The organism is Streptomyces sp. NPDC050988 (genome assembly GCF_044456225.1).
Classification (GTDB): domain Bacteria; phylum Actinomycetota; class Actinomycetes; order Streptomycetales; family Streptomycetaceae; genus Streptomyces.
Map to the genome: position 1 here is coordinate 190,591 of NZ_JBITFQ010000007.1, position 23,722 is coordinate 214,312.

Genomic DNA, 23,722 nt, shown 5'->3' on the forward strand with positions numbered 1-23,722 from the left:
GCATGGCCGGACACGGTCAGCCCGCCGCGGCCAGGATCGGCGTACGGCCCAGGGCCTCGGAGAACTGGTCGAGCACCTGGGTCAGTGCCTCGGCGGCCGCGGGTGCCACCGTGAGTCCGCCGTCCTCGCCCACCGCGATGTCCTTGTCGAGGGTGAACCAGCCCTGGACGATGTGCCGGGCGCCCATGGAGCTGAGCACCGGGCGCAGGGCGTAGTCGATGGCCAGCACATGTGCGGTGGTGCCCCCGGTGGCCAGGGGCAGCACGGTCTTGCCGGTGAGGGCGTACTGCGGGAGCAGGTCGAGCAGCGCCTTGAGGACGCCGGAGTAGGCGGCCTTGTAGACGGGGGTCCCGATGACGATGCCGTCGGCGCGGGCGAAGAGCGCGGTGGCCTCGACGATCGCCGGATGCCGGAAGTCGGCGCCGAGCAGGGCCTCGGCGGGGATCGTACGGACGTCGAGCGGGATCACCTCGTGGCCCTGCGCGGTCAGCCGGTTGTCCAGGTGGCGCAGGAGTCGGTTGGTGCGGGAGGAGGCGGAAGGACTGCCGGAGACGGACAGGACGGTGGCCATGGGTCCTCTTTCGGGACGGGGGATGCCTCCGCGCGGGAGGCGCCTGGGGACGGGCGGTCAGGCGTGGACGGGCGTGGACTCGGGCTCGGTGTCCGGGAGTTGGGCTTCCAGTTCGCGTACGAGGGGCAGCACGCGGCGGCCGAAGTACTCGACCTCCTCGTGGTAGTGGAGGAAGCCGAGCAGCAGGAGGTCGACGCCGAGGCGCTTGTACGCGACGATCCACTCGGCGATCTGTTCCGGGGTGCCGATCAGCCCCGTACGGAAGCCGTCGTTGTACTGGACGAGGTCCTCGAAGGAGGAGTCCTGCCACATGCCCTTGCCGTCCGCGGCGGACTGTCCGGCTTGCTTCACTGCTGCGCCGAATCCCTCGACGGCCTCGCGGTCGGCGTGGGCGACGATCTCACGGAGGGTCTCGCGGGCCTCCGCCTCGGTGTCGCGGGCGATCAGGAAGCCGTTGAGGCCGAACTTCGGTGCGGTGCGGCCGACTTGGGCCGCCGATGCCCGTACGTCCGCGAGCTGTTCGGCGACCCCGTCGAAGTCCTTGCCGTTGGAGAAGTACCAGTCGGAGACCCGGCCGGCCATCGCGCGGGCGGCGGTGGAGTTGCCGCCCTGGAAGATCTCCGGGTGCGGGCGCTCGACGGTGTTGAGGGGCTTGGGCTTGAGGGAGAAGTCGCGCAACCGGTAGAAGTCACCGGCGAGTTCTGTGTGGTCCTCGGTCCAGATCTGGCGCAGGGCCTGGATGAACTCCTCGGAGCGGCGGTAGCGCTCGTCGTGTTCCAGCCAGGGCTCGCCGAGGGCGGTGAACTCGCCCTTGAACCAGCCGGAGACGACGTTGACGGCGAAGCGGCCGTTCGACAGGTGGTCGGCGGTGGCGCCGAGTTTGGCGAGGACGCCCGGGTGCCACAGGCCCGGGTGGACGGCGGCGATGACCTTCAGGCGCTGGGTGGCGAGCAGCAGGGCGAGACTGAAGCTGGTCGACTCGTGCTGGAACTCGGCGCCGTAGCTGGCCATGTAGCGGACCTGGCTGAGGGCGTAGTCGAAGCCGTTGTTCTCGGCGAGGACGGCGAGTTCGCGGTTGTACTCGTAGCCCCAGTCGGTGCGCTGCTCGATCTTGCTGGTGACCAGGCCGCCGCTGACGTTGGGCACCCAGTAGGCGAAGCGGACGGGGTCTGCGGACGGGTTTTCGGCAGGCATGCGGAACTCCTGTTGCGGGGAATTCAGGCACGCGCGAATTCGGCGAGAAGCGGTGGTTCGCCGAATTCGGGCGGCGGAAAGCGACTCACGGCTTTACGGCAGCCGTGGGCGTCGGGAGAAGAGGGGGTGAGAGGCGCAGCGGATCCGGTGGATCAGGCCACGGAGCAACAGGCGGCGCTGGAGACACGCGCGAGGTCGACGTGGCGTCGCCGCGTGAGGTCCAGTCGCATCATCATGTTCTCGATCGTGGCAGCCGTCGGACGGGACCGTCAAGGAATACCCGATCGGTCTCGCATCGCGGACCGGCGAATTTCACGAAGGCGTGACAGGGCAGCCCTTGAACAGGGCGGTGCGCGCACCTCATTCTGCTGGGGTGCGAATAGAGCAGCTGGAATACATCACGGCGGTCACCCGGCTCGGTTCGCTGCGCCGCGCTGCCGAGGAACTCCACCTCTCCCAGCCCGCGTTGAGCGAAACCGTGCGGAATCTGGAGCGAGAACTCGGCGTCGACCTCCTGGAGCGCAAGCGGTCCGGCGCGAAGATGAGTGCGGAGGGGCGGGAGCTGCTGCCGCACATCATCAACGTCCTCGACGCGGTGGACCGGCTGCGGGGCGCCGCGGGCGAGCAGCACCGCATCAGTCGCATGGTGCGCGTCGGCACGGTGAACGCCGCGACGGTGCCGCTGCTCATTCCTGCCGTACGGGAGTTCCGCGCCACGCATCCGGCGACGCAGGTGGAGGTCGTCGGCGCCCAGCAGTCGGAGATCCACCGGACCCTGTTGGAGGGCGGCTTCGACCTCGGGCTGGTGAATCACCTGGAGGGTGACGACGTGGCCGCCGACTTCGACTCGACGGAGCTGCTGCGCGGGCGGCCGGTGGTGTGCGTGCGGCCGGACAGTCCGCTCGCGTCGCTCCCGGTGGTGTCCGTGTCCGACCTGCTCGCCGAACCGCTCATCGCGATGCGCTCCGGCTATGTGATGCACCGCTACGTCCACCGGCTGCTGGGCGACCGTGAGCCGTCCTTCTCCTACTCCACCGACGGTGCGGAGATGGGCAAGCTGATGGTGGCGGAAGGGCTGGGGGCCACGGTGCTGCCCGACTTCAGCGTGATCGACGATCCGCTGGAGCGGCAGGGCTCGATCGTCTGCCGTCCGCTGGCCGACGACTCGACGCGGGTGCTGTTGATGCTGCAGCGGCGCAAGGCGGACTCAGTGCCGCGGGCCGCCCACGATCTGCACGAGGCCTTCGTGGCCCGGGCGGCGGCACTCGGGGGAACGGTGACCGGCCGACCGTGACGCGGCGCCGGCCGTGACGCGGCGGGGGCCGCGCTCGCCCCGGGGCGGCGCCCGCCCGTGCGGGATCAGTCCTCGTCGCGCGCCGGGATCACCACGAGGAAGGCATCCGACTTCAGGTCCATCACGACCGCCGCGGGCTGCCCCTCGGCGCGACGCCGTGCCGCGTACTCCTCCGCGGGCCACGATCCACGCGGGGCTCCCGCGGGAAACCGCTCCAGCACCTTCGCGCCCATGACGGCAGCCACCTCCAGCATCGACCGACGAGTCTCTTCCTGGACTTCGTCTGCCCCCGATCTGCGCGGACATGTGCCGACGCCCTCGACCCGGATGGCCGCAGTGGCCCGGTCAGCGCATCCAAAGGGACCTCCATCAGGGAAGTGATCGTGAGGGGGACACCGACACGGAAGGCTGAGAACTCATGAGCGGTGACGTCTCCGAAGGCGGGCTGCGGTGCCTGGTGACGGGCGCGACGGGGTACATCGGCGGCCGACTCGTCCCGGAGCTGCTCGCCGCGGGCCACCGGGTGCGCTGCATGGCCCGCTCCCCCGGCGCCCTCCGCGACCATGAGTGGGCGGGTGACGTCGAGGTCCGCGAGCTTCCTCACGAAGACGCTGTACGTCGACTGGCGGGTCGGCGCCCGTCACTTCCTCGAACTGCTGGTGGACGACGACATCGCGAACAACCAGCTCAACTGGCAGTGGGTGGCGGGAACCGGCACCGACACCCGGCCCAACCGGGTCCTCAATCCGGTCCTCCAGGGCAAGCGGTACGACCCGGAGGGCACGTACGTCAGGCGCTGGGTGCCCGAACTCGAAGGGCTCGGCGGGGCGGCCGTGCACGAGCCGTGGAAGCTCAAGGGACTCGAACGCGCCGCCTACGACTATCCGGGGCCGATCGTCGAACTCGCCGACGGGCTGGCCCGGATCGCCCAGCGCACCGGCCGGCCGCTGGGGACGGTCGAGAGCCATGCCCGACGCGGGCTGTACCGGCTGCGTCGCTGTGTGCGTACGGACTCCGCAACTCCTGCCTCCTCCGGCCCGCTCACCTCTACACATAAAGAAGAAATAAGAGCAGAATGTATATACGCGGCGTCTACCGCATACCGCACAGTCGCGGTCAGGCCTGCAGAGACAAAGGAGTCGAGTCATGGCCAACGTCTCGAACACCAGAGGTGACATAGCCAGTCACCCCGATGTGCCCGAAATGCGGGATCGCTACGCCCGCATGCTCGGTGGTCGCGATGTGGCGCTCGTGGACGGACCGGTGTTCCTGCTCGGTCTGTACTGCGCCACCTCCCCGTGGATACTCCACTACACGACAAGCCAGCCCGCACTCGTGACGCACAACCTCATCATGGGCATCGCGATAGGCGTTCTGGCCCTCGGATTCACCACCACCCCGACCCGGATGTACGGCCTGAGCTGGGCCATGTGCGCGATGGGTACGTGGATGATCATCTCGCCGTGGATCGTCGGCGAGAGCCCTGACGCGGGCGTCGTGCTCAACAACATCATCATCGGCGTCCTCGCCGTGGTGCTGGGGTTCCTGTGCGCGGCCACGTCCACGAAGAGCACATCACAGACGTAGCAGGACGTCTGCGCCGATGAGGACCGTCGGCCGGTCCGCGCGTTCACACCGCGGGCCGGCCGACGCACGTGGACCCCTCTGCCCCACCGGGGCCCCGGGCCGGTCGGCATGCACTACGGCACCAGCCACGGCTCCTGCGGCAGCGGGCTGCCGGTCTCCAGGAGCGACTTCAGGTTGGCCAATACGGCGGACCAGCCGGCGGACACCTCCTTGACCGCGGTCTCGTCGGCGAGGTCCTCGTGCGTGACGGTGAGCCGGACGATCCCGCCGTGCGGCCGGATGTCATAGGTGACCCTGGAGTACTTGTCGTCCTGACCCTCGTCCTCGGGCGAGGCCCAGGTGGCCACCAGCCGGGTGGGCCGCTCGCTCTCCACGACGGTGCCGACCACGTCGGCGATCCCCGATCCGTCGATGCGCCGGTGCTCCCACCGGGATCCGGGGCGCCAGTCCTCGGAGACGTTGCTGTGGCCCCAGTACGAGGCGGTGAGGTCGGCGTCGGTGAGCGCGTCCCAGACCTTCTCGGGCGTGCTGGCGATGTAGGTGACGTACACGAATGTCGGCTTGTCGCTCATGTCTTCCTCGGCTCGTCGTTTGACCTCGCTCAGCGCGCGCAGGCGCGGGCGCTCGAACTTGTCGATCCAGCGCTCCTGGATCTCGTGGAGCGGTACGGGGTTGAGGTAGTGCAGCTTTTCCCGCCCGCGCCGCACCGTGCTGACCAGGTTTGCCGCCTCCAGGACGGCCAGGTGCTGGGTGACCGACTGGCGGGTCATGTCGATGTGCTCGCACAGCTCTCCCAGGGTCTGTCCGCTGTGCTCGTGCAGCCTGTCGAGCAGCCGTCTGCGCGTCCCGTCGGCCAGGGCCTTGAAGACCTGGTCCGTCTCCGTGTCCCTGCCCGGCACTGATCCGCTCCCTGGTTCTGGTTCCTCGTCCGATCGCACACTCAACGTTATGCAGGCAATTACCTGCATGTCAATCGTCCCGTGCCGTCCGCCATCCCGTCCGGTGCGCCGTCTGCCATCCCGTCCGGCGCCGTCTGCCATCCGGGGTACCCCGGCGATATTCGCTGGCCGCGGACGGGCGGCTCGCTCAGACTGTCGCGGTGAGCCGAACTTTCAGTGCGTGGGTGACGTCGGGTGAGGACTTTCTCGGCGCCGTCGGCCCCTTCTCCGTCGACGTGCCGTGGTGGTCCGAGGTCGAGCCGGTCGCCCGGCGTCTGCAACAGGCGCTCGGGGTACGGGTGTTGGTGGTGCGCCTGCTGTCCGTGGACGGCGGGGAGGGCGGGCGGGACGGCCATGTGACGTACCACGTCGAGGCGTTGGAGCGTCCGGGCATGCTGCTCCAACTCCCGGCGGATCCAGGGACGTTGTACGGACTCGATCCGCTGCGGGCTCCCTGGGCGCGGATCGACGGACTCAGGGAGCTGCTCGACTGGTCGACGCGCACGCTGGCCGGGAGGGGTCGGCCGGTGACCGGGCCGGTGGAGCAGCGCCGCACATGGAACCTGGCCGGGCTCTTCCGGCTGCCCACCGGCCGGGGCCCGGTCTGGCTCAAGGCCACACCGCACTTCGCCGCGGACGAGGCGGAGGTCATCGCAGCCTTCGCCCGCGTCGATCCCGGGCTGGTGCCGACCGTCCTCGGCTCGGCCGACGGGCGCATTCTGATGGAGCACATCCCCGGCGAGGACTGCTGGAAGGCGTCGGCGGAAACCGCCGCCTCCGGAGTGCGCCGCTTCGTCGCGGCGCAGGCGGCCCTCGCCGTACGGCCGGAGGAACGGCCCGCGAACCTGCCGGACCGTCGTACGTCCGTGTTCGCCGAGCGGGTCCGGGAGTTGCTCGACGGGCCCGTCTCGGGCGAGCTGACCGCCCATGAGCTGGACGTGGCACGGGAGTTGACGGACCGTTGGCGGCTGCTCGACGAGTGCGGTCTGCCGGACACGGTCGTGCACGGCGACTTCCACCCCGGCAACTGGCGCAGCGACGGCGGGCCGCCGGTGGTCGTCGACTTCGCCGACGCACACTGGGGCAACCCGGCCCTGGACGCGCTGCGCGTGCACGACTTCCTTGCCGAGGACGTACGAGCCGGTGCCGCCCGCGTCTGGGTGGACGCGTGGCTGGAGCAGGTGCCGGGCAGCGATCCCGCCCGCGCCCTGGCCGTCGCCGAGCCGCTCGCACATCTCGCGTACGCGGTCCGTTACCAGGAGTTCCTGGACGGCATCGAGCCGTCGGAGCGGATCTACCACCAGGACGATCCCGTGTCGGTGATCCGCGAGGCCGTGCGCCGCGCGACCGCTCCCGACCAGGGGCTCGCCGATCTGGGGCGCTCCGTCGTGCGGTGAACGACACTCACGCGCCCTTGGCCGCCCGTCCGCGCGCGAGGCAGGATCACCTCATGGACAGCCCGCTGACACTCGCCCCGCCTCCGTACCTGCGGCTCGAAGGAGAGGGTATTCACCTGCGCGAATGGTCCGAGGAGGACATCCCCGCCCTGGTCGAGCTGTACGACGACCCGGAGATCGCCCGCTGGACGCCGGTGGCCTCGCCGTTCGACACGATGGCGGCGCAGATCTATCTCACCGAGGCCCAGGAGGCGCGGGCGCAGGGACGCAAGGTGCAGCTCGCGATCACCACGGACGGGGTCCTGCCCCAGGGCGAGGTGCTGCTGTTCCGCAGCAAGGCCGACGAGCGGGACGTCGAGATCGCCTACGGCGTGGGAGCCGCCCACCGGGGCCGGGGTCTTGCCTCCCGGGCCGTCCGCCTCCTCTCCGAGTACGCCGTGCGGCACACGGGAGCGCGGCGCGTGGTGCTGTGCATCGAGGAGGGCAACGCGGCCAGCATCGCCGTCGCCCGGTCCACCGGCTTCACGCTCACCGACGACGAGCCCGTCCTGCGGACATCACGTGGGCGGCCGACAACCCTGCGGACGTGGAGCCTGACCGGCGGCGCCACGTAACCCTTCGGGCGGTTCTCGATCGCGGGAGCGCGCCCCCGGCTGGCAGGCTGCTCCCATGGATCATGCGGAGGTTCTGCTCATCGGTGGGCGCGCGGGTGTCGGGAAGTCGACAGTGGGCTGGGAGGTCTCGGCCCGGCTGCGGCGGGCGCAGGTCGCCCACGCCGTGCTGGAGGGTGACTTCATGGGGCAGGTGCATCCGGCGCCCGAGGACGATCCGCACCGGGCGGGGATCACCGAACGCAATCTGGCGGCGGTGTGGGGGAACTTCGCCGAACTCGGCCACCGGCGCCTCATCTATACGAACACCGTGAGCGTGCTGACCGAGGCCGCGGGCATGTTCGAGCGGGCGATGGGCGAGAACGTACGGCTCGTACGGGTGCTTCTCACCGCCTCCGACGCCACCGCCGCCAAGCGGCTGAAGGGGCGTGAGCTGGGCTCCGAGCTGGAACAGGAGCTGCGGGGCAGCGCGTACAAGGCCCGCCTGCTGGAGGAACGGGCGCCCGCGGACACCGTACGGGTGGTCACGGACGACCGCGAGGTGATCGACATCGCGCGCGAGGTGCTCGAAGTCACCGGCTGGACCGGAACCGGCGCCGGCTGAGAGAAACCGCCCGGACTGCACTCACGCCGACGGGGCACTTGTAGAGGTAAGGAGTATGACGAACAGGGGCGAAGAGGGGCTGAGATGGAGATCTCGGGCATCATCAGTGCCATCGTGATCGGCATCATCATCGGTGTGCTGGGTCGGCTCGTTGTTCCGGGCCGTCAGCGCATCGGCATTCTGTGGACGATCGCGGTCGGCATCGTGGCCGCGCTCATCGGTTCGGCGCTGGCCAACGCTTTCGACGTGTCCGACACCAACGGAGTGGACTGGATCGAGTGGCTGATCCAGATCGGACTCGCGGCACTCGGTGTCGCGGCCCTGGACCGGTCGAAGGCAGGGCGCCGCTGACCACGACAGCTGGCGTCGCACCGCGTGCCGGGCTCCACGAGGTGTCCGCCGCCCACCGTATGGCGCGTCGCGGTACGAAAAGCTGTTGCAGGTCGTTCTCCGTCACGGCTAGCGTCTGCGGGTTTCCCCCCGCAGCCCGCACCGCACCTCAACCGTGACGGAGACACCTTGCCGCACCGCATCACCGCGCTCACCGATCCCCAGCCCAGCGCGTCGAGCCGCCGTCTGGCGTGGCTCGCGTCCGACGACGAGGGGGTGCCGGTCGGATCCGCCTTTCTACGGCTGTTCACCAAGGCGGGGCAGGAGCATCTCGCCGAGCTGGAGATCGCCGTGCACCGGGCGGAGCGCCGGTGCGGTGTCGGCGGCGGTCTCCTGGACGCGGCCGTCGCGGCGGCACGGGACGAGGGGCGCCGCTCCGTTCTCGCCCAGGCCGAGGCCGGTTCCCCCGGCGACCTCTTTCTGGCGGCGCGCGGCTTCCGCAGGGTGCTGGCGCTGACGTACGCCCGGCTCCCGCTGGCCGACGCCGACCTCCACCGCATCGACGAGATCGTCGAACAGCCCCATGAGGGCTACCGGTTGATCCAGTGGGAGGGCACGGTACCGTCCGAACTGGCCCTCACCTTCGCCCACTCCCGCCGGGCCATGGACGACATGCCGATGGACGGGACCGACTACGGCACGGTCGTCTGGGACGTGGACCGGGTGCTCTCGGCCGCCGAGGCGATCGCCAAGCGGGGCGAACTCCTGCACACGGTCGCCGTGGTGGACACCGCGAACGGTTCGGTCGCCGGCTTCTCCGAGCTCGTGGTTCCCGGTGACGGCCGGGGGGACGCACAGCACTACGGGACCGGTGTGCTGCCCGAGCATCGAGGCCACGGGCTCGGCCTCTGGATGAAGGCAGAGTCCATCCGGCAGGCCCGCGAACGCCACCCGGAACTCGGCGGCCTGCTCACGGACACGGCCGACAGCAACGCACACATGCGCGGCATCAACGACACGCTCGGCTATCTGCCGACGCACAGGGCGGTGGAGTACCAGCTCGATCTGTGACGCGGCGATGTCACCCGGGCCCGGGTGACATCGCCGTGTCCCGGCTACGAGGCCGAGTGCACGTACGGCGTGGTCGTCGTCAGTGGGGCGAAGCCGAGTCGTTCGAGGATGGGGCGGCTCTCGTCGGAGGCGTCGACCTGGAGGTAGCGGTAGCCGCGGTCGGCGGCGATACGGGCGCGGTGGGCGACCAGGGCACGGTAGATGCCCCTGCCGCGCCAGGCCTCGACGGTGCCGCCGCCCCACAGTCCCGCGAACCGTGTGCCGGGGACGAGTTCCATGCGGGCCGAGCTCACCGGCACGTCACCGGCGAGGGCCACGACGGCGACCACGGTGTCCGGCTCTTCGGCCAGCTGGGTGAGCAGCAGGTGGCGGAGCCTGGAGCTGTCCGCGCCGTAGAAGGCCTGCTCGTGGACGTCGGCCACGAGGTCGACGCCAGCGGCGTCGGTGACGGGTCGCAGTTCGATGCCCTGCGGCGGCCGGACGTCGAGGTCCAGCTCACCGACCTCGGCGATCATCAGCGTCTCCTCGGGTTCGGCCGTGAAGCCGGCCGCGCGCAGCCTTCGGCCCAGATCGACGGGCCGGTCGTGGGCGTACAGCTTCCACTCGAATTCCAGGCCAAGACTCCCGAAATGCCGCACCTGCTCGGCGATCGCCGCGTCGGCGTCGGCCTCCGAGAGGTCCGACCAGAGCACCCCGTTCCAGCCCTTCTCGGGTCCGACGTGCCGCACTACAGCTCCGACGCGCTCCACCACGGAGTCGAGGCCGAAGGGGCGCGCGCCCTCGCGCATGTCCCGGTCGAACAGTGCCAGTACCGCTGTGTGATCCATTACGCCACTCCAGCATCCGTGGGACGGGCGGGCAACGGAGTTTCGGGCGAGTCGGCGTCCGGGGGTGCCGACCGGTGATCATTTGGCGTCGTGGAAGATCAGCCCGAGGGTGCGTCGCCGCCCTGAGCGGACCGTGCTCACACCGTGCCGCATGGGGCCGATGGACCAGCCCCGCCTGGAGGCCACGGGCCGGTCGCGGGTGGTGAAGATCAGGCCGTGGCCCTGGGGCAGGGTCGTGGACGATCCTCTCGACTGGGCGCGCGGGCGCTGCTCGGTCATGATGAACTCGCCGCCCGTGAAGTCGGCTCCCGGGGCGTCGAGACCGATCACGACCTGGAGCGGGAAGAGCAGGTCACCGAACACGTCCCGGTGCAGGGCGTTCCAGTCGCCGGGCCTGTAACGCAGCAGGATCTGGGCCGACTTGGACTGTCCGGCCGCATGGCACCGTTCCACCCACTCCCCCAACGTGTCGGGCCAGGGCGCGGGTTGGCCCAGTCTCTCGGCCCAGTCGCGGGCGACGGGCAGGAGCCGCGGGTAGAACGCCTCGCGCAACTCCCTGACGACATCCGGCAGTTCATGCGTGAAGTAGCGGTACTGGCCGGAGCCGAAGCGGTGGCGGGCCATGTCGATGGTCGCGCGGAATCGGTCGTCCTCGTCGTAGAGGGCGGCGATCTCGTGGCACTGCCCGGGAGTGAGGAGCTGCCCGGTGAGCGCGTTGCCGTGCTCGTCGAGTTCGCCGGTCAGGGCGGCCCAGTCCTGTGCCGCGACCCGGTCCGCCGGATCTGTGGTGTGGTTCATGGTGAGCGGTACCTCAGGGGTCAGAGAAGGGTGGGCTGCAGGACGCCCTCGTGGGTGAGGAGCTGCACCTTGCGCTCCACACCGCCGGCGTAGCCGCGCATCGTGCCGTCCGCGCCGATGACCCGGTGGCACGGGCGCACCAGCAGCAAGGGGTTCGCTCCGATCGCCGCGCCCAGCGCCTGGATCCGTTCCCGGGGCACACCGAGCCGCTCGGCGAGCGCGCCGTACGTGGGCGACGTGCCGTACGGAATCTCCTCCAGCGCATGCCACACGCGCTGCTGGAAGTCCGTGCCGCTGGGGGTGAACTCGATGTCGAACCCGGTGAGTTCACCGGCGAAGTAGGCGGTCAGCTGCCCTGCGACGTCTGCGAAGCGGTCGGGGTCGCGCCGCCAACCGGGCTTCACAGCAGGGGCGTTACGCTGCCCCGGCATGGACAGCGAAGTCAACGTCACACCGTCCAGGGCTGCTTCACCGACCAGTAGCAGTTCGCCCAGCGGGCTGTCGATCGTCGTAAAGGCGGTCATCGTGGCCTCCCTTTCATGCGCTTTCGTTCCACTCCTCATACTGGGGTGTCCCGATCACGGATGCTGGCGGGATTCGGACGCCACGCTGCGCTGCCGGCGGAGGTGCTCACTCTGGCCCGGTTCCCCACGGGGCCGAGCCAGAGTGACCCTCGGGATCACTTGAAGAAGCGCAGCGGCACCGCCCGTGCCATGGCCTCCCGGCCCGCGTCGTTGGTGTGCAGGTGGTCGCCGCTGTCGTAGGCGGCGAGGAGTCGTTCGGGATCGGCCGGGTCGCGCAGCGCGGCGTCGAAGTCGATCACACCGTCGTACTCGCCGCTCGTGCGCAGCCAGTGATTGAAGGTGCTGCGTGCCGCCGCGTTCTCGGGTGTGTAGAAGCCGAGCGTGTCGTTCTTGAACGGCGTGATGGTGGCTCCGTAGATCCGCAGTCCGCGCTCGTGGGCACGGGCGATGAGCTGTCGGTGGCCGTCGATCAGGTCCTGTCCGGTCACTTTCTCGGAGAGCGGGGCGATGGTCCCCGGGTGGCCCAGGTCGTTCACGCCGAGCAGGACGAGAACGTGGCGGACTCCTGGCTGGGCGGCCACATCGCGGTCGAATCGTTTGAGTCCGCTCTCACCGAAGTACGCGGCGTACGCCTCAGCGGGGTGGCCTGCGGGCGGGTTGGGGTCGTGGAGCAGGCGGTTGCCGCTGATGCCCTTGTTGAGGACTCCGACGGGGTGGCGGGGGCCGCCGGGGCCTTGGAGTCGCTGAGCGAGATAGTCGGTCCAGCGGTGGTTGGTGCCGAGGGTGGTGTCGGCCGTGATGGAGTCGCCGAGCGCGACGGCGGCCGAGGCGTTGCCCGTGCCGGAGGGCCCCGCAGCCGTGGGCCCCATGTCCGTAGGCCCTGTGGAGGTGGCTCGGACGCTCACGCCGGTCAGGAAGTACCAGCGTTCCGTGACGGACTGGGGCTCGATCTCGGTCTCGCCCGTCACGTTGCCCGCCGCGATGTAACCGCGCTGCGCCGCGAAGGAGTTGACCGTCGATCCCGGAGTGCTCTCGGGCAGGTGGAGGCTCACGACGAGGTCGGAGCGCGCGGGCACGCGGAGTGTGACGGGGTCGCTGAGAGCGGGCGCTCCGGCGGGGATCGTGACCGATGACGTGCCCGAGAAGGTCAGTTCGCGGTCCGTGGCAGGGTCGATGGTCGCCTCGTCCTTACCGGACGCGCGGCGGGCCACGTGCACCTCGCCGATCTTCAGTGGCTGCTTGCCGAACTCGTTCGAAAGGCGGATGCGGAGGGCGGTTCCCGCGATGCTGGTGTGGACGATCTGGCGGATCGTGTGGTCGTGGAAGGTCGTGGTGTCCGTCTTGGGGATGGCGGTGGGGGCCGTGGCCCAGGTGCCGGTCCAGGCGGTTGGCGCGGGCGCCTGGGCGGAGGCCGAGGTCGAGGGAGCGAGGACAGCTCCCAGCAAGAGGGCTCCGGTGAATAACGCGGAGAGTCTCTGGCGGACAGTCAGGTGTTTCATGTGCGGCTCCTCGTCGTCCGGAGGAAGGGGTGGGCGGGCGCTGGGCGTTGGACGTCGGCTGCCGGTGCGTTGTGGCTTGTCGCGCAGTTCCCCCGCGCCCCTGACGGGGGCAGACTCGAATGTTTCGGGGACCTTTACGAATGAGCGGTCGCGACGATAGAGAGGGCCGTTGCCCCCGTCAAGACGTGGAGGCGTGCACCGTGGGAGACGGCGACTGTGCCGTCGTCGCCGACGGCCAACGCGACGGTGAAGGCCTGCTGGTTGGGCAGCGGGACGCCGGTCGGCGTGCGGTTCACCTTCACCGGCGCGGACCAGATGCGGCCGGCGTCGTCGGAGGCGGCCATGGCCACGGAGTCGACGGCGCCGTCGGTGAACCGCGAGTCCTGCCAGGCCACATGGCCACCTCGCTGCAGACCACGGTCTACAACGCGGGCATCGCGGCCGGTTCCCTCACCGGAGGTCTGGTCCTGGCGGGTCCGGGCGCCGGCACCCTCCCCTGGACGACGTTCCTGCTGGTCACGCTGACGCTCGCGATCGTGGCCGCCGGGCGCCGGCACGCCTTTCCCTCGCGGCGTCGTACGGAGTTGAGTACGGTCGGTCCAAGGTCAACAGGAGGGCGGGTACGGCATGGTGGGTGAAGCCGAGCTGAAGCATCTGCGCCGCTGCGTGGAGCTGGCGACCGAGGCGCTGGACTCCGGTGACGAGCCGTTCGGGTCGGTGCTGGTGGGCGCGGACGGCACAGTCCTGGCCGAGGACCACAACCGGGTGGCCTCCGGAGACCGCACCCGACACCCCGAGTTCGAGCTGGCCCGCTGGTCGGCGGCGCATCTGACACCGGAGGAGAGGGCCGCGGCGACCGTCTACACCTCCGGCGAACACTGCCCGATGTGCGCGGCGGCACACGGCTGGGTGGGCCTCGGCCGCATCGTGTACGCGGCGTCCTCCGAGCAACTGTCTTCCTGGCTCGGCGAATTGGGCGTCCCCGCTCCCCCGGTCCGTCCGCTGCCGATCCGGGAGGTGGCCCCCGGAGTACTCGTCGAGGGGCCGGTCACGGAGCTGGCCGACGAGGTGCGGGCCCTGCACCGGCGGTTCCATCACGCGGAGTGATAGGCCCCCTCGGCGGCGACCAGCCGTTCCGGTTCCGGACCGGCTGTCGGGCGCCGTGGTGGCCACTTTCGAACGGTTGCCCGCGCGACGCGCGAACGTACGCGACGACTGAGCCGTACGAGAGGGGGCAGGCGGGACAGATCGGTTGCCCGCCCCGAGGCCAGGAGATGTGGTGTCCCAAGACTTGTCAGCCCCCGCGCCCGTGGCTCTGCGGGAACGCCTACCGGAGAAACGGGCCAGGCCGGCGCCCGCCGGCAGGGACCCGTACTTCGACAACGCGAAGTACCTCACCATCGTGCTGGTGGCCTGCGGTCACGCGTGGGAGCCGCTGACCCACGGCAGCAGAGCCGCGACGGCGGCGTATCTCACCGTGTACGCCTTCCACATGCCGGCGTTCGCGCTCATCTCCGGCTTTTTCTCCCGGAGTTTCGACATGGCTCCGGGTCGGGTTCGCCGACTGCTGACCAGCATCGTCGTGCCGTACTTCGTCTTCGAGACCGCCTACACGCTCTACTACCGCTGGGCGCAGGACGATCCGGGCTACCCGCTGAGCCTGCTGGATCCCTGGTACGTGATGTGGTTCCTGGTCGCCCTGTTCATCTGGCGGCTGACGACCCCGATCTGGCTGGCGCTGCGCCACCCGGTGCCGGTCGCGCTCGGCATCGCCGTGTTCGCCGCCGTCTCACCCGACCTGGGCGGAGACATCTCGATCCAACGGACACTGGGATTCCTGCCGTTCTTCGTACTCGGACTGACGCTGCGCGCCGAGCACTTCGAGCGGCTGCGCACCTGGCGCGTACGACTGCTCGCGCTGCCGGTGGCCGCGGTGGCGCTCGGTGCGGCATACGCGGTGGCGCCCTGGTTCAGCGCCGGGTGGTTCTACCACCGGGGCAGCGTCACGGGCCAGGGCGCGCCTGCTTGGGCGGGGCTGTTCACCACCCCGGCCCTGTTCCTGCTCGCGCTGGTCCTGACCGGCTGCTTCCTGGCCTGGGTACCGGGCAGGCACCTGTGGTGCACCGCTCTGGGCGCCGGGACGATGTACGGCTACCTGCTGCACGGCTTCGTCATCAAGGGGTCCCGCTTCTGGGACTGGTACGACCACGCGTGGGTACGTACCCCGCTCGGCGAACTCGCCGTCACGGCGGCCGCCGTGGGACTCATCACGGCGCTGTGCTCGGGCCCGGTCCGCGCCGTGTTCCGGTTCGTCGTAGAGCCCCGCATGGCATGGATGTTCAGCCACAGCGGCGAGACCACGACGACGGCCGGCAGACGCCCCTCCGGCTAACCCAGTTCGAGTGTCGTGACCCCGATGACCCGGTCCGTTGCATGCGGACGGACGGGCCCGGTGTACATCCGGGCAGTCTCGAACGACGGGGTCAGACCGTACTCCTCGGCCAGGGCGACGCCCGTCGCGCTCGTCTCGGGGATGTCGACGGAGACCGGGCTGCCGTCGGCCTCGGCGGCCAGTGCGGCGAAGAGGGCGCGGGCGTCCTCGGCGGTGTCGGCGAACAGAGGTCCGATGCGCAGCGACGTGAGCGCAGGCCGGATCACGCTGTAACCGGTCAGCCGCCCGTCGACGATCCGGACCAGTGCGCGGTGCCCGGGCCCGGTGAGCCAGTGCTCGACGAAGAGTGCCCGGTCGGCGGGGTAACAGGCGCTGTCGTAGGCCGTGATCGCGTCGAGGTCCGCCGCCTCGGCGGCCCTGACGCCGGTTCCGGCGGACGTCCCCGCGACCGGGACGCCTCCGAACCGGAAGGTCTTGTAGGCGAGTTCGAACCCCGACTGACGGTAGTTGCCCTGCTGTGCGACCACCCCGTCGAGCCCGACCGTCCGGCCGCCCGCGTGGGCGAGGGCCGTCTTCCAGGTGGTGAGGCCGTAACCGCGGCCCCGCAGATCGGGGCGTACGAGATAGCAGCCCAGGAAGGCGTAGTCGGCGCCGTAGTTGACGACGGAGATCGCGGAGACCGGCTCCCCGTCGATCCTGCCGAGGAAGAACCCCTCCGGATCCTGGGTGAAGAAGCACGCGCCGTCCGACTCCCCCGGATCCCACCCCTCGTCCGCCGCCCACCCCTTGATCACCGGCCAGTCGTCGAGCGAGGCCTGCGTGACGACGAGGCCTTCGGGGCTCGGAGGGGTCATCTGTGCGCTCCATTTCGTCGGAATACCGGAAGAGGGGCGGAAGGGAGTCGGACGGGAGTCGGAACACGGCAAGCTGCGTGCGGTGATCAGCCGCGCCCGCGAAGCATCCTTCCCGATGGCCGACGTGCGTGGCGCGGCAATCAGCCAGTGTCCTTCCCAGGAGGGAATGCAAGGCCAGTGGCCGCGCCCAGGGTGGCCGTCCATGGATCACCTGACACTGCGCCCGGTGGACGAGGACGGCCTGACCGTGATGGAACGGTTCCTCATGGTGGGCACGCGGGCGCAGCGGCTGCTGGTCGAGTACCTGTTCGCGCACACCCAGGTGGTCCGGATCGAGGCGGACACCGAGGTGGAGAACATCGCCGAGCAACGGGCCCTGGAGAAGGCGAGGTTCACCCGCGAGGGCGTGCTGCGGAGTGCGGGGTTCCGCGATGGGCGGTGGCGGGACGGGGTGCGGTACAGCGTGCTGCGCGACGACGTGGCCCCGGCCGGCTCCTGAGCGCCGGCCCGTGAGGGAAGCCGCCCGGGTATGAGGGGCGTGGGGGCGCAGTCAGAGGGAGACCCCACCGGTTGGTGTGCCCGGTGGGGTCTTCCGTCCTCGGAGGTGTCACTCGGCTGAGAATCGACGCGGTGTGCCGTGGCGCGATTCAGCGCACTGCCGAGGGGGCGGCACGCGAACGACCGTGGGTACGGGTCGGTCCGCGACCGGGACCACGCCCGCGGGCCCGGTCCGAGTGGGCCACCGCGGGCCGGGACGACGTACGGTCACCGGCCCGGGTCGCGACCGGTCGTGAACCCGGCGGACCGACCGCTGCCCCGGGTCAGGAGCCGTCCGCGGACTCCGGCCCGCCCGCGCCGGCGTGCCCGGACCGGGGTGCGACTGCCGTCCGGAACCGCCGGTACAGCGCGGCGCCGCCCAGCATCAGCGCGGCGCTGGCCGCGACCGTCGGGCCCATCAGGTCCGTGCCGGTCTGGGCGAGGGACGCACGCGGCTCCTGCGGCACGGCCCGCGGTGCCTCGGGCTCCACCGGCTCAGCCGGCTTCGCCGGTCGCTCCGGCTTCTTCGGCGGCTCCACCGGCTTCGGGGCGGGCGGCGCCACCGGCCTGTCCGGGTGGTGCGGCCGCTCCCTCGACGTGTTCGTGGACTCGTTGCCGATGGCGGGATTGCCGATGCCGACGACGCTCACCGAGTTGCCGGTGACGTTCACGGGGAGCTGGATCGGGAGTTGCACACCGTTGCCAGAGATCACACCCGGTGAATCCTTGGCCCCTCCCTCAGCGACCGCACCGGCGGACCCCGCATGGGCACCGCCCTTGCCGTCGCCGTCCTTGCCATCGCCGTTGCCGTGACCGCCCTCGTTGGCGCAGCGGTTGCCCGCTGCGGGGTTGAGGAGTCCGACCACGTTCACCGTGTTCCCGCACACGTTCACGGGAACGTGCACCGGGAGCTGAATGGTGTTGCCGGAGATCACCCCCGGCGAGTGGGCCGTGCCGCCGTCCGCCGCGGAGTCCGCGTACACCGGCATCGTCACGGCCACGGCGCCGGAGGCGGCGGCCGCGATGATCAAACCATTTCGGGCAACCCGTTTCATAGGTTCCCTGCCTTCCAGACATGGACGCGGGCACTCGCCCGCACCGGATAAAACGCCGGTGGCCGATGCGGGTTAGTGGGTTGCCGATTTTTCACCCCAACGGGCGGTGCCCCACTCGAACTGTCCGGCGCGAGGTCGTGACACCGCGCCGTGGGGCGCGCGGAGCGCAGAGTAAGGCCTCCGGCGCAGGTCCGCCCGCCGGGAGGCGTGGCCGGGGGTGCCCCCTTATCGTGATCGAGGGGGAATCCCCGGCTGCGCGCCGGGGCGTTCCGGGAGGCCTTCATGCTGTCCACGCATCAACGCCGGGCGTTCACCGGTGCCGTGACGCTGGCCCTGCTGGGAGCCGGGCTGCCGACGGTCGCCGCGGCGGACACCGACCGGCCCGATCTGTCCCGCTTCTACGACCAGCGGATCAAGTGGTCCGCCTGCGAGGGCGACAGCCTGCCCGACGACCTGCAGTGCGGGAAGGTGACCGTCCCGGTCAACTACGCGAAACCGGCCGACGGGACACTCGACCTCGCCCTGGCCCGTATCCGGGCGACGGGGAAGGCCAGGGGTTCGGTGGTGCTGAACTTCGGCGGCCCCGGCGGGCCCGGGGTCAGCGAACTCGCCGCGGGCGGCGAGGACTTCATGGGCCTGACCGACGGCTACGACGTGGTGACCTTCGACCCGCGCGGCGTCGGCAGAAGCTCCCCGGTCAGCTGTGGCGAGGGGACGGGCGAGGCCGCGGCCGAGGCGGATCCCGACGCGGGCGACGGCGACGACCCCCGGGTCGCTCTCGACCTGCTGCGCAGGGCCGCCGACGAGTGCGCCGAGCACTCCGGGCCCGTGCTGCCCCACATAGGCACGGTCAACGCCTCTCGCGACCTCGACGTGCTGCGCGAGGCCCTCGGCGACAAGAAGCTCAACTACCTCGGATTCTCGTACGGAACGCGGCTGGGCGCGGTGTACGCGGCCCAGTTCCCCAAGAGAACGGGCCGGTTGGTGCTCGACGGCGTGGACACCCTCACCGAACCGCTGAGCGAACAGGGCATCGTCGGCGCGCAGGGCCAGCAGACGGCCCTCGAGGACTTCCTCGGCTGGTGCACCGAGGACATCAACTGCGCGTTCGGACAGGACACCCGCACCGCCCGGCAGGACGTGGTCCGGCTGGTCGATTCGCTGGACGAGGATCCGGTGCCGGGGGACTTCGGTGAACCATTCTCCGGTCAGGATCTGGTGGGCGCGATCGTTCAGGCCCTCTACAGCAAGGAACTGTGGTCGGCCCTCTCGCAGGCGCTCACCTCGCTCGTCCAGGACGGCGACACCCGGGGCATCATGCGGTTCGCCGGGGGCGGCATCTCCCTGCCCGGCGGCATCACGGTTCCCGGCGACGGCGGGCTCGCCGAGGACGGGGAGGGGGGCCTGGTCGACGAGGGCGACATTCCCGTCGACAACCTCCCGGCCGCGCTGATGGCCGTCAACTGCGCCGACGACCCCGACCGGCCCACCGCCGACCAGATCACGGAGAACATCGGCCAGCTGCGTGCCGAGTACGAGGCGGCGTCGCCGGTCTTCGGCGAGTATCGCCTCACCCAGGTCCTGATGTGTTACGGCCGCCCGAAGGGCACCACCTACATCCGCGACAAGGTCCGCGACGTCGACACCCCGAAACTGCTCCTCGTCGGCACCCGCGGCGACCCCGCGACCCCGTACCGCTGGACCACTGAGACGGCGGACCGGCTCGGCTCGTCGGCGGTCGTCCTCGACAACAAGGGCGAGGGCCACACCGGGTACGGGTCCTCCAAGTGCGTGCACCGGAAGGTCGACGACTTCCTGCTGTACGGCTCGCTGCCGGCCGACGGTAGCTCGTGCGGGGCGGAGGACTGAGGATCGTGACGGAGACAGCGCCCACCTCGCCGTTCGCCCGATCCGGCTCCTCCGCATGCCCGTTGACCCATTCGGTCATATGGTGCATATATGGAGCATGCGCTGAGCCCCACCACCCTCACCGAACTGCGCCGTCCGCGGCCCTATCCGGCCGTGTCGGTGCTCACTCCGACCCATCGCCGCGAGCCCGACAACGCGCAGGATCCCGTCCGGCTGCGCAACGTCCTGGCCGAGGCGAAGAAGCAGCTGGAATCCGATCCCGCGGTCACCCGTGAGCGGCGGATGGATGTCTTCGGGCAGTTGGAGCAGGCGCTCGCGGAGGTCGATCTGGCGCACGCCGAGGACGGCCTCGCGATCTTCGCCGCCCCCGGGGAGCACCAGGTGTGGTCGCTGGCCCGGACCGTGCCGGAGCGCGTCGTCCTCTCGGACACCTTCCTGACCCGCAATCTCGTCGCCGCACAGGCCGCCGAGCGTCCGTTCTGGGTCCTGGCCGTCTCTGCGGACCGGATCTCCCTGTGGAGCGGCGGCGGGGGGCATGTCGTCGAGTCCGAGGCGGCCGGCTTCCCGCTGACGCGCAGCCTGGAGGACCCGGACGCCGAGCGCAAGGAACGTATCGGCGACCTGCCGAGCACCTTCCGCGACGAGCAGACCCGCCACTTCCTGCGGGACGGCGACACCGTCCTCGCCAGTGTCCTGCGCGGCGACCCGCGACCGGTGTACGTCACCGGCGAGCAGGCCGCGCTCTCCCTCCTCGACGAGGTCGGCACCGTCACCAAGGACGCCGTCCACGTCGCGCACGGCGGTCTCGCGCACGCGAGTGCCGACGCCGTGTGGCAGGCGGTCAGCCCGCTGGTCACGGCCGAGGACCGCAGGAGCGCCGACACCGTGGCACGGGAACTCGAAACGGCCAAGGGCCGACGGGCGTTCGCGGCCGGCGTCGACGAGGTCTGGCAGAACGCGACCGCGGGCCGGGTCCGACTGCTGGCCGTAGAGGAGAACTACCGCGTGACCGTGCGCGACGACGGCGGCGACCATCTCGTCCCGGCCGACACCGACGATCTGGACGCCCGCGACGACATCGTGGACGAGATCGTCGAACAGTGCCTGGACACCGGCGCGCAGGTCCACTTCGTCCCGGACGGCACGCTGGGCGACGCGGCGGGCATCGCGGGAGTGCTGCGCTACTGACCGCGACGGGTCGACGGGCCCGGCAGCGCGACGGGTCGGCAGACCCGGCAGATCGACCAGTCACCGACAGCAAGGACAGCGTGTGATGAACACACCCTCACCCCGTGGCCGCCGCCGGCCACACAGGGCTCGTTCGGCTGCCGTCGCGCTGGCGGCGATCGCCGCGGCCACGAGCACGCTCGCGGCGTGCAGCACCGACAGCGACTCCGGCGGTTCCGACCCGTCCTTCAGTGAGCGGCCGTCCCCTCCCGACACGGCGTCCTTCTCGGGTACGGCCCCTTCCGTCAACGAGTCGGCCATCGAGTCCGCACGCGCCCAGGCCTCGGCGGCTGCTTCCTCCGCCTCGGCCGCGGCGTCCTCGTTCGAGGCGTCCGTGTCGGCGGAGGTCGCCCGCGCCAACGAGGCGGCGGAGAGCGAGCTCAAGGACGTGGACGGCCAGGGCAACGCGATGTCCGACGTCTCCATGACCGGCAAGCCCAGGGCCGAGACCGGCGGCGTGCTCGCCGTCGTCGTGAGCATCACCAACAAGACCGACTCGCAGGCCTCGTACGCGGTACAGGTCGACTTCCTCGATTCCTCCGGCAAGACGGTGGAGACGAGATTCGTGGGCGCCGAGGACCTCGCCCCGGGTGAGCGCGCCCAGCCGCTCGCCATCAGCCGCAAGCCCGCCGAGCCGGTGCTGACACCCAAGCTGGTCAAGGCCCAGCGGTACTGACGCTTGGCTCAGCGTCGCCGAAGCGGCGAAACCACGTCCGAGCACCGCACACACTCACGCCGAACATACGATTGAGTGAGTCGCAGCCACTGCCGTCACTCCATCAACTCGCCTATCCTGTCTACGACTTGACGGACCGGTCGCGTATTGAATTCACCTCGCCCACATCCCCCACGAGGACTACGGCATATGCCAGAGGCACCACTGAGTCGTGTGTTGCCAAATCCCTTACAGGGCGTCGCAGGCTGTGCGACAGTCGTAACCGGTCCTTCCTTCAGCCTTGGTCGTACCGTGCCTGTATCGGAGTACGTCATGCCGTCCCACCTCCCGGCGGACCACCCTGCCGCCCAGCCGCCCCCGCGCGGCTCGGTCGACGCGCTCATTTCGCAGACGCGCCGACTGCGGGGCGAGGTGGACGCCGTACGGCGCGACGCGCCGGCCGACGGCACGGACCCGGAGGGCCGCTGGCAGCGCGCCCTGTGCGATCTGGCGATGCATCAACTCAGCGACCTCGACGAGCACTTGGCGCAGTTGAGGGACGGCCCGTCGGCCGCTCCCGTCGAGCACGAGGCGGCGGCTCCCACCGTACGAGCCGTGCCGACCGCACCCCGGCACGGCTCACTGCTCAGCCGGGTCGGCAGCGCCGAGTGGAACCTCCTGACGGACGAGGCGACCTGGTCCGGCGAGCTCTACCAGATCCTCGGCCGCGACCCGGCCGCTCCCCCGCTCACCCTCGACGAACTGCCCTCCGTGGTGCTGGAACAGGACCGGCCGAGGCTGACGGCGATGGTCACGGACTGCCTCATCGACGCCAAGCCGATCGACGGCGAGTTCCGTATCGTCCGGCCCGACGGCGACGTACGGACCGTGCACGTGATGGGCGAGCCCGTGCTCGACACCGACGGCAGCACCGCCTCGATGTGGGCGGTCCTGCGGGACGTCAGCGAGCTGCGCCGCAGCCAGCGGACCGTCAGCGAGACCCGTGACTCCCTGCAGCACCAACGGCACTTCGCGCAGACCGAGCGCCGGCTCGCGGTCGAGTTGCAGGAGGCCGTGCTGCCGCCGTGGCGCGGTTCCCTGCGCCTCCCGCGCCAGGGACCCGAGACGCTGGATCTGGCCGCCCGCTATCTGCCGTCCTCGACGAGCGCTCTGATCGGCGGCGACTGGTACGACGCACTCGAACTGACCGGTGGGGACACGCTGTTGAGCGTCGGAGACCTCACCGGCCGCGGTGTGACCGTCACCTCGGGCATGGCGATGATGATCGGCGCCCTGCGCGGTATGGCCGTGGCGGGTACCGAACCCGGACAGCTCATGGCGTGGCTCAACCAGTTACTCGACGCCTCGGTCCAGCCGGCCCTGGGCAGCGCGGTGTGCTGCCGCTACCGGCCCGAGAGCCGCACACTGACCTGGGCGCAGGCAGGACACCCCGCCCCACTGCTGTTCCGCAACGGGACGGGGCGCGCGCTCGCACCGCCGGACGGCGTCCTGCTCGGCGCCACCTCCGGCGCTGTCTACGGACAGGCCGAAGAGACGCTCGAACCGGGCGACCTGCTCCTCCTTCACACCGACGGGCTGGTTCCCCGGCGGTGGGTGTCTCCACAGACCCAGTCATGGGACCGGTCCCAGCCATGGGAGTCCCACGACTCGAGCGAGGTCGAGGGTGGAGGCGACACCGCGGCCGTCAGCCGTCTCCTCGACCTGGCCCCCCGCTTCGGCGAGGCCCGAACCGCACAGGACTGCGTACGGATGGTCGTGGAGGAGTTCGGCGAGACGGAGCGTGAGGACGACGCCTGCGTACTGATCGCCAGGGTTGCCACCTGACGCGGGCACGACCCGACAGCAAGCGGGCAGAACCCGGCAGGGA

Annotated in this window: 27 protein-coding genes and 2 pseudogenes; 17 read left to right on the forward strand and 12 right to left on the reverse strand. The window is 70.5% G+C overall.

Going from position 1 to position 23,722, the window contains the following annotated elements; genetic code table 11:
- Positions 1-16 precede the first annotated feature (16 nt).
- The 3 genes from ssuE to ACIBEI_RS18445 all read right to left on the reverse strand — a co-directional run bounded on the left by ssuE (position 17) and on the right by ACIBEI_RS18445 (position 2,001).
- Positions 17-571, reverse strand: coding sequence for an NADPH-dependent FMN reductase (ssuE, locus tag ACIBEI_RS18435; RefSeq protein WP_398889940.1), 555 nt, complete (start codon positions 569-571; stop codon positions 17-19).
- Positions 572-628: 57 nt separating this feature from the next.
- Entirely contained in the window at positions 629-1,765 is a 1,137-nt protein-coding gene (gene sfnG / locus ACIBEI_RS18440; protein ID WP_398889942.1) for a dimethylsulfone monooxygenase SfnG, read from the reverse strand.
- A 152-nt stretch (positions 1,766-1,917) separates the two neighbouring features.
- Entirely contained in the window at positions 1,918-2,001 is an 84-nt protein-coding gene (locus tag ACIBEI_RS18445) for a putative leader peptide (protein ID WP_359948811.1), read from the reverse strand.
- A 137-nt stretch (positions 2,002-2,138) separates the two neighbouring features.
- Here ACIBEI_RS18445 and ACIBEI_RS18450 point away from each other — a divergent pair, with 137 nt between their 5' ends.
- Complete coding sequence (locus ACIBEI_RS18450; protein ID WP_384079446.1) at positions 2,139-3,059, forward strand: LysR family transcriptional regulator; 921 nt, start codon at positions 2,139-2,141, stop codon at positions 3,057-3,059.
- A 65-nt stretch (positions 3,060-3,124) separates the two neighbouring features.
- Here the strand turns inward: ACIBEI_RS18450 and ACIBEI_RS18455 are convergent, their stop codons facing one another.
- A complete protein-coding gene (locus tag ACIBEI_RS18455; RefSeq protein ID WP_398889945.1) occupies positions 3,125-3,313 on the reverse strand; it encodes a hypothetical protein in 189 nt (62 codons plus the stop codon).
- A 164-nt stretch (positions 3,314-3,477) separates the two neighbouring features.
- On the opposite strand from ACIBEI_RS18455, the pseudogene ACIBEI_RS18460 reads away from it, so the two are divergent.
- The 3 genes and pseudogenes from ACIBEI_RS18460 to ACIBEI_RS18470 all read left to right on the forward strand — a co-directional run.
- Positions 3,478-3,648, forward strand: a pseudogene (locus tag ACIBEI_RS18460) (NAD(P)H-binding protein); the annotation flags it as partial.
- Positions 3,647-4,003 (forward strand): annotated as a pseudogene (locus tag ACIBEI_RS18465) (FAD-binding domain-containing protein); the annotation flags it as partial. The pseudogenes ACIBEI_RS18460 and ACIBEI_RS18465, both read left to right, overlap by 2 nt.
- 202 nt (positions 4,004-4,205) lie before the next feature.
- Positions 4,206-4,646 carry an SPW repeat protein gene (locus ACIBEI_RS18470; RefSeq protein WP_398889947.1) on the forward strand — a complete coding sequence of 147 codons (441 nt, stop codon included), beginning with the start codon at positions 4,206-4,208 and terminating at the stop codon, positions 4,644-4,646.
- Between the two features lie 113 nt (positions 4,647-4,759).
- Here ACIBEI_RS18470 and ACIBEI_RS18475 read toward each other — a convergent pair whose 3' ends face one another.
- Positions 4,760-5,545, reverse strand: coding sequence for an ArsR/SmtB family transcription factor (locus ACIBEI_RS18475; protein ID WP_398889949.1), 786 nt, complete (start codon positions 5,543-5,545; stop codon positions 4,760-4,762).
- Positions 5,546-5,745: 200 nt separating this feature from the next.
- Between ACIBEI_RS18475 and ACIBEI_RS18480 the strand changes: the two genes are divergently transcribed.
- The 5 genes from ACIBEI_RS18480 to ACIBEI_RS18500 all read left to right on the forward strand — a co-directional run bounded on the left by ACIBEI_RS18480 (position 5,746) and on the right by ACIBEI_RS18500 (position 9,597).
- Positions 5,746-6,981, forward strand: a complete 1,236-nt coding sequence (locus ACIBEI_RS18480) for an aminoglycoside phosphotransferase family protein (RefSeq protein WP_398889951.1) — start codon at positions 5,746-5,748, stop codon at positions 6,979-6,981.
- Between the two features lie 53 nt (positions 6,982-7,034).
- The gene (locus ACIBEI_RS18485; RefSeq protein ID WP_398889953.1) at positions 7,035-7,595 is read left to right on the forward strand and encodes a GNAT family N-acetyltransferase; all 561 of its coding nucleotides are present in this window, start codon (positions 7,035-7,037) and stop codon (positions 7,593-7,595) included.
- A gap of 55 nt (positions 7,596-7,650) precedes the next feature.
- Positions 7,651-8,196 (forward strand): hypothetical protein, encoded by a 546-nt coding sequence (locus ACIBEI_RS18490; protein WP_398889955.1) that lies wholly within the window; start codon positions 7,651-7,653, stop codon positions 8,194-8,196.
- 84 nt (positions 8,197-8,280) lie between these two features.
- The gene (locus tag ACIBEI_RS18495; protein ID WP_200400619.1) at positions 8,281-8,547 is read left to right on the forward strand and encodes a GlsB/YeaQ/YmgE family stress response membrane protein; all 267 of its coding nucleotides are present in this window, start codon (positions 8,281-8,283) and stop codon (positions 8,545-8,547) included.
- 168 nt (positions 8,548-8,715) lie between these two features.
- Positions 8,716-9,597 carry a GNAT family N-acetyltransferase gene (locus ACIBEI_RS18500; protein WP_398889957.1) on the forward strand — a complete coding sequence of 294 codons (882 nt, stop codon included), beginning with the start codon at positions 8,716-8,718 and terminating at the stop codon, positions 9,595-9,597.
- 44 nt (positions 9,598-9,641) lie between these two features.
- On the opposite strand, the gene ACIBEI_RS18505 is transcribed toward ACIBEI_RS18500, so the two are convergent.
- From ACIBEI_RS18505 to ACIBEI_RS18525, 5 genes are all read right to left on the reverse strand, one after another.
- Positions 9,642-10,424 carry a GNAT family N-acetyltransferase gene (locus ACIBEI_RS18505; RefSeq protein ID WP_398889959.1) on the reverse strand — a complete coding sequence of 261 codons (783 nt, stop codon included), beginning with the start codon at positions 10,422-10,424 and terminating at the stop codon, positions 9,642-9,644.
- Positions 10,425-10,502: 78 nt separating this feature from the next.
- Positions 10,503-11,222, reverse strand: a complete 720-nt coding sequence (locus ACIBEI_RS18510) for a 2OG-Fe(II) oxygenase (protein WP_398889961.1) — start codon at positions 11,220-11,222, stop codon at positions 10,503-10,505.
- Positions 11,223-11,242: 20 nt separating this feature from the next.
- Positions 11,243-11,746 (reverse strand): methylated-DNA--[protein]-cysteine S-methyltransferase, encoded by a 504-nt coding sequence (locus tag ACIBEI_RS18515; RefSeq protein ID WP_398889963.1) that lies wholly within the window; start codon positions 11,744-11,746, stop codon positions 11,243-11,245.
- Between the two features lie 155 nt (positions 11,747-11,901).
- Positions 11,902-13,245, reverse strand: coding sequence for an SGNH/GDSL hydrolase family protein (locus ACIBEI_RS18520; protein ID WP_398889965.1), 1,344 nt, complete (start codon positions 13,243-13,245; stop codon positions 11,902-11,904).
- Positions 13,246-13,379: 134 nt separating this feature from the next.
- A complete protein-coding gene (locus ACIBEI_RS18525) occupies positions 13,380-13,640 on the reverse strand; it encodes a hypothetical protein (RefSeq protein WP_398889967.1) in 261 nt (86 codons plus the stop codon).
- Here ACIBEI_RS18525 and ACIBEI_RS18530 point away from each other — a divergent pair, their 5' ends adjacent.
- The 3 genes from ACIBEI_RS18530 (at position 13,641) to ACIBEI_RS18540 (ending at position 15,637) form a co-directional block, all read left to right on the forward strand.
- Entirely contained in the window at positions 13,641-13,883 is a 243-nt protein-coding gene (locus ACIBEI_RS18530; protein WP_398889969.1) for a hypothetical protein, read from the forward strand.
- Positions 13,873-14,352: a nucleoside deaminase gene (locus tag ACIBEI_RS18535; protein WP_398889971.1), complete on the forward strand. Its 480-nt coding sequence runs from the start codon at positions 13,873-13,875 to the stop codon at positions 14,350-14,352. The genes ACIBEI_RS18530 and ACIBEI_RS18535 overlap by 11 nt, the downstream gene beginning before the upstream one ends.
- Positions 14,353-14,524: 172 nt before the next feature.
- Positions 14,525-15,637 carry an acyltransferase family protein gene (locus ACIBEI_RS18540; RefSeq protein ID WP_398889973.1) on the forward strand — a complete coding sequence of 371 codons (1,113 nt, stop codon included), beginning with the start codon at positions 14,525-14,527 and terminating at the stop codon, positions 15,635-15,637.
- Here ACIBEI_RS18540 and ACIBEI_RS18545 read toward each other — a convergent pair.
- On the reverse strand, positions 15,634-16,491 hold the full coding sequence (locus tag ACIBEI_RS18545; protein WP_398889975.1) for a GNAT family N-acetyltransferase: 858 nt from the start codon (positions 16,489-16,491) through the stop codon (positions 15,634-15,636). The genes ACIBEI_RS18540 and ACIBEI_RS18545 overlap by 4 nt on opposite strands.
- Before the next feature lie 202 nt (positions 16,492-16,693).
- Here ACIBEI_RS18545 and ACIBEI_RS18550 point away from each other — a divergent pair, with 202 nt between their 5' ends.
- The gene (locus ACIBEI_RS18550) at positions 16,694-16,990 is read left to right on the forward strand and encodes a GNAT family N-acetyltransferase (RefSeq protein WP_398889977.1); all 297 of its coding nucleotides are present in this window, start codon (positions 16,694-16,696) and stop codon (positions 16,988-16,990) included.
- A 322-nt stretch (positions 16,991-17,312) separates the two neighbouring features.
- Here the strand turns inward: ACIBEI_RS18550 and ACIBEI_RS18555 are convergent, their stop codons facing one another.
- Entirely contained in the window at positions 17,313-18,083 is a 771-nt protein-coding gene (locus tag ACIBEI_RS18555; protein ID WP_398889979.1) for a chaplin, read from the reverse strand.
- Between the two features lie 282 nt (positions 18,084-18,365).
- Here ACIBEI_RS18555 and ACIBEI_RS18560 point away from each other — a divergent pair, with 282 nt between their 5' ends.
- The 4 genes from ACIBEI_RS18560 (at position 18,366) to ACIBEI_RS18575 (ending at position 23,679) form a co-directional block, all read left to right on the forward strand.
- Positions 18,366-19,952, forward strand: a complete 1,587-nt coding sequence (locus tag ACIBEI_RS18560; protein WP_398889981.1) for an alpha/beta hydrolase — start codon at positions 18,366-18,368, stop codon at positions 19,950-19,952.
- A gap of 90 nt (positions 19,953-20,042) precedes the next feature.
- Positions 20,043-21,140 (forward strand): chemotaxis protein, encoded by a 1,098-nt coding sequence (locus tag ACIBEI_RS18565; protein WP_398889983.1) that lies wholly within the window; start codon positions 20,043-20,045, stop codon positions 21,138-21,140.
- Positions 21,141-21,225: 85 nt separating this feature from the next.
- Complete coding sequence (locus ACIBEI_RS18570) at positions 21,226-21,855, forward strand: hypothetical protein (protein WP_398889985.1); 630 nt, start codon at positions 21,226-21,228, stop codon at positions 21,853-21,855.
- 312 nt (positions 21,856-22,167) lie between these two features.
- Positions 22,168-23,679, forward strand: coding sequence for a PP2C family protein-serine/threonine phosphatase (locus ACIBEI_RS18575; protein WP_398890274.1), 1,512 nt, complete (start codon positions 22,168-22,170; stop codon positions 23,677-23,679).
- The last annotated feature ends 43 nt before the right edge of the window (positions 23,680-23,722 follow it).

Coding starts and splice junctions, on each gene's coding strand:
- ssuE (WP_398889940.1), bottom strand. CDS start 571: ATGGCCACCGTCCTGTCCGTCTCCGGCAGTCCTTCCGCCTCCTCCCGC.
- sfnG (WP_398889942.1), bottom strand. CDS start 1,765: ATGCCTGCCGAAAACCCGTCCGCAGACCCCGTCCGCTTCGCCTACTGG.
- ACIBEI_RS18445 (WP_359948811.1), bottom strand. CDS start 2,001: ATGATGATGCGACTGGACCTCACGCGGCGACGCCACGTCGACCTCGCG.
- ACIBEI_RS18455 (WP_398889945.1), bottom strand. CDS start 3,313: ATGCTGGAGGTGGCTGCCGTCATGGGCGCGAAGGTGCTGGAGCGGTTT.
- ACIBEI_RS18470 (WP_398889947.1), top strand. CDS start 4,206: ATGGCCAACGTCTCGAACACCAGAGGTGACATAGCCAGTCACCCCGAT.
- ACIBEI_RS18485 (WP_398889953.1), top strand. CDS start 7,035: ATGGACAGCCCGCTGACACTCGCCCCGCCTCCGTACCTGCGGCTCGAA.
- ACIBEI_RS18490 (WP_398889955.1), top strand. CDS start 7,651: ATGGATCATGCGGAGGTTCTGCTCATCGGTGGGCGCGCGGGTGTCGGG.
- ACIBEI_RS18495 (WP_200400619.1), top strand. CDS start 8,281: ATGGAGATCTCGGGCATCATCAGTGCCATCGTGATCGGCATCATCATC.
- ACIBEI_RS18505 (WP_398889959.1), bottom strand. CDS start 10,424: ATGGATCACACAGCGGTACTGGCACTGTTCGACCGGGACATGCGCGAG.
- ACIBEI_RS18510 (WP_398889961.1), bottom strand. CDS start 11,222: ATGAACCACACCACAGATCCGGCGGACCGGGTCGCGGCACAGGACTGG.
- ACIBEI_RS18515 (WP_398889963.1), bottom strand. CDS start 11,746: ATGACCGCCTTTACGACGATCGACAGCCCGCTGGGCGAACTGCTACTG.
- ACIBEI_RS18520 (WP_398889965.1), bottom strand. CDS start 13,245: ATGAAACACCTGACTGTCCGCCAGAGACTCTCCGCGTTATTCACCGGA.
- ACIBEI_RS18530 (WP_398889969.1), top strand. CDS start 13,641: ATGGCCACCTCGCTGCAGACCACGGTCTACAACGCGGGCATCGCGGCC.
- ACIBEI_RS18535 (WP_398889971.1), top strand. CDS start 13,873: ATGGTGGGTGAAGCCGAGCTGAAGCATCTGCGCCGCTGCGTGGAGCTG.
- ACIBEI_RS18545 (WP_398889975.1), bottom strand. CDS start 16,491: ATGACCCCTCCGAGCCCCGAAGGCCTCGTCGTCACGCAGGCCTCGCTC.
- ACIBEI_RS18550 (WP_398889977.1), top strand. CDS start 16,694: ATGGATCACCTGACACTGCGCCCGGTGGACGAGGACGGCCTGACCGTG.
- ACIBEI_RS18555 (WP_398889979.1), bottom strand. CDS start 18,083: ATGAAACGGGTTGCCCGAAATGGTTTGATCATCGCGGCCGCCGCCTCC.
- ACIBEI_RS18560 (WP_398889981.1), top strand. CDS start 18,366: ATGCTGTCCACGCATCAACGCCGGGCGTTCACCGGTGCCGTGACGCTG.
- ACIBEI_RS18565 (WP_398889983.1), top strand. CDS start 20,043: ATGGAGCATGCGCTGAGCCCCACCACCCTCACCGAACTGCGCCGTCCG.
- ACIBEI_RS18570 (WP_398889985.1), top strand. CDS start 21,226: ATGAACACACCCTCACCCCGTGGCCGCCGCCGGCCACACAGGGCTCGT.
- ACIBEI_RS18575 (WP_398890274.1), top strand. CDS start 22,168: ATGCCGTCCCACCTCCCGGCGGACCACCCTGCCGCCCAGCCGCCCCCG.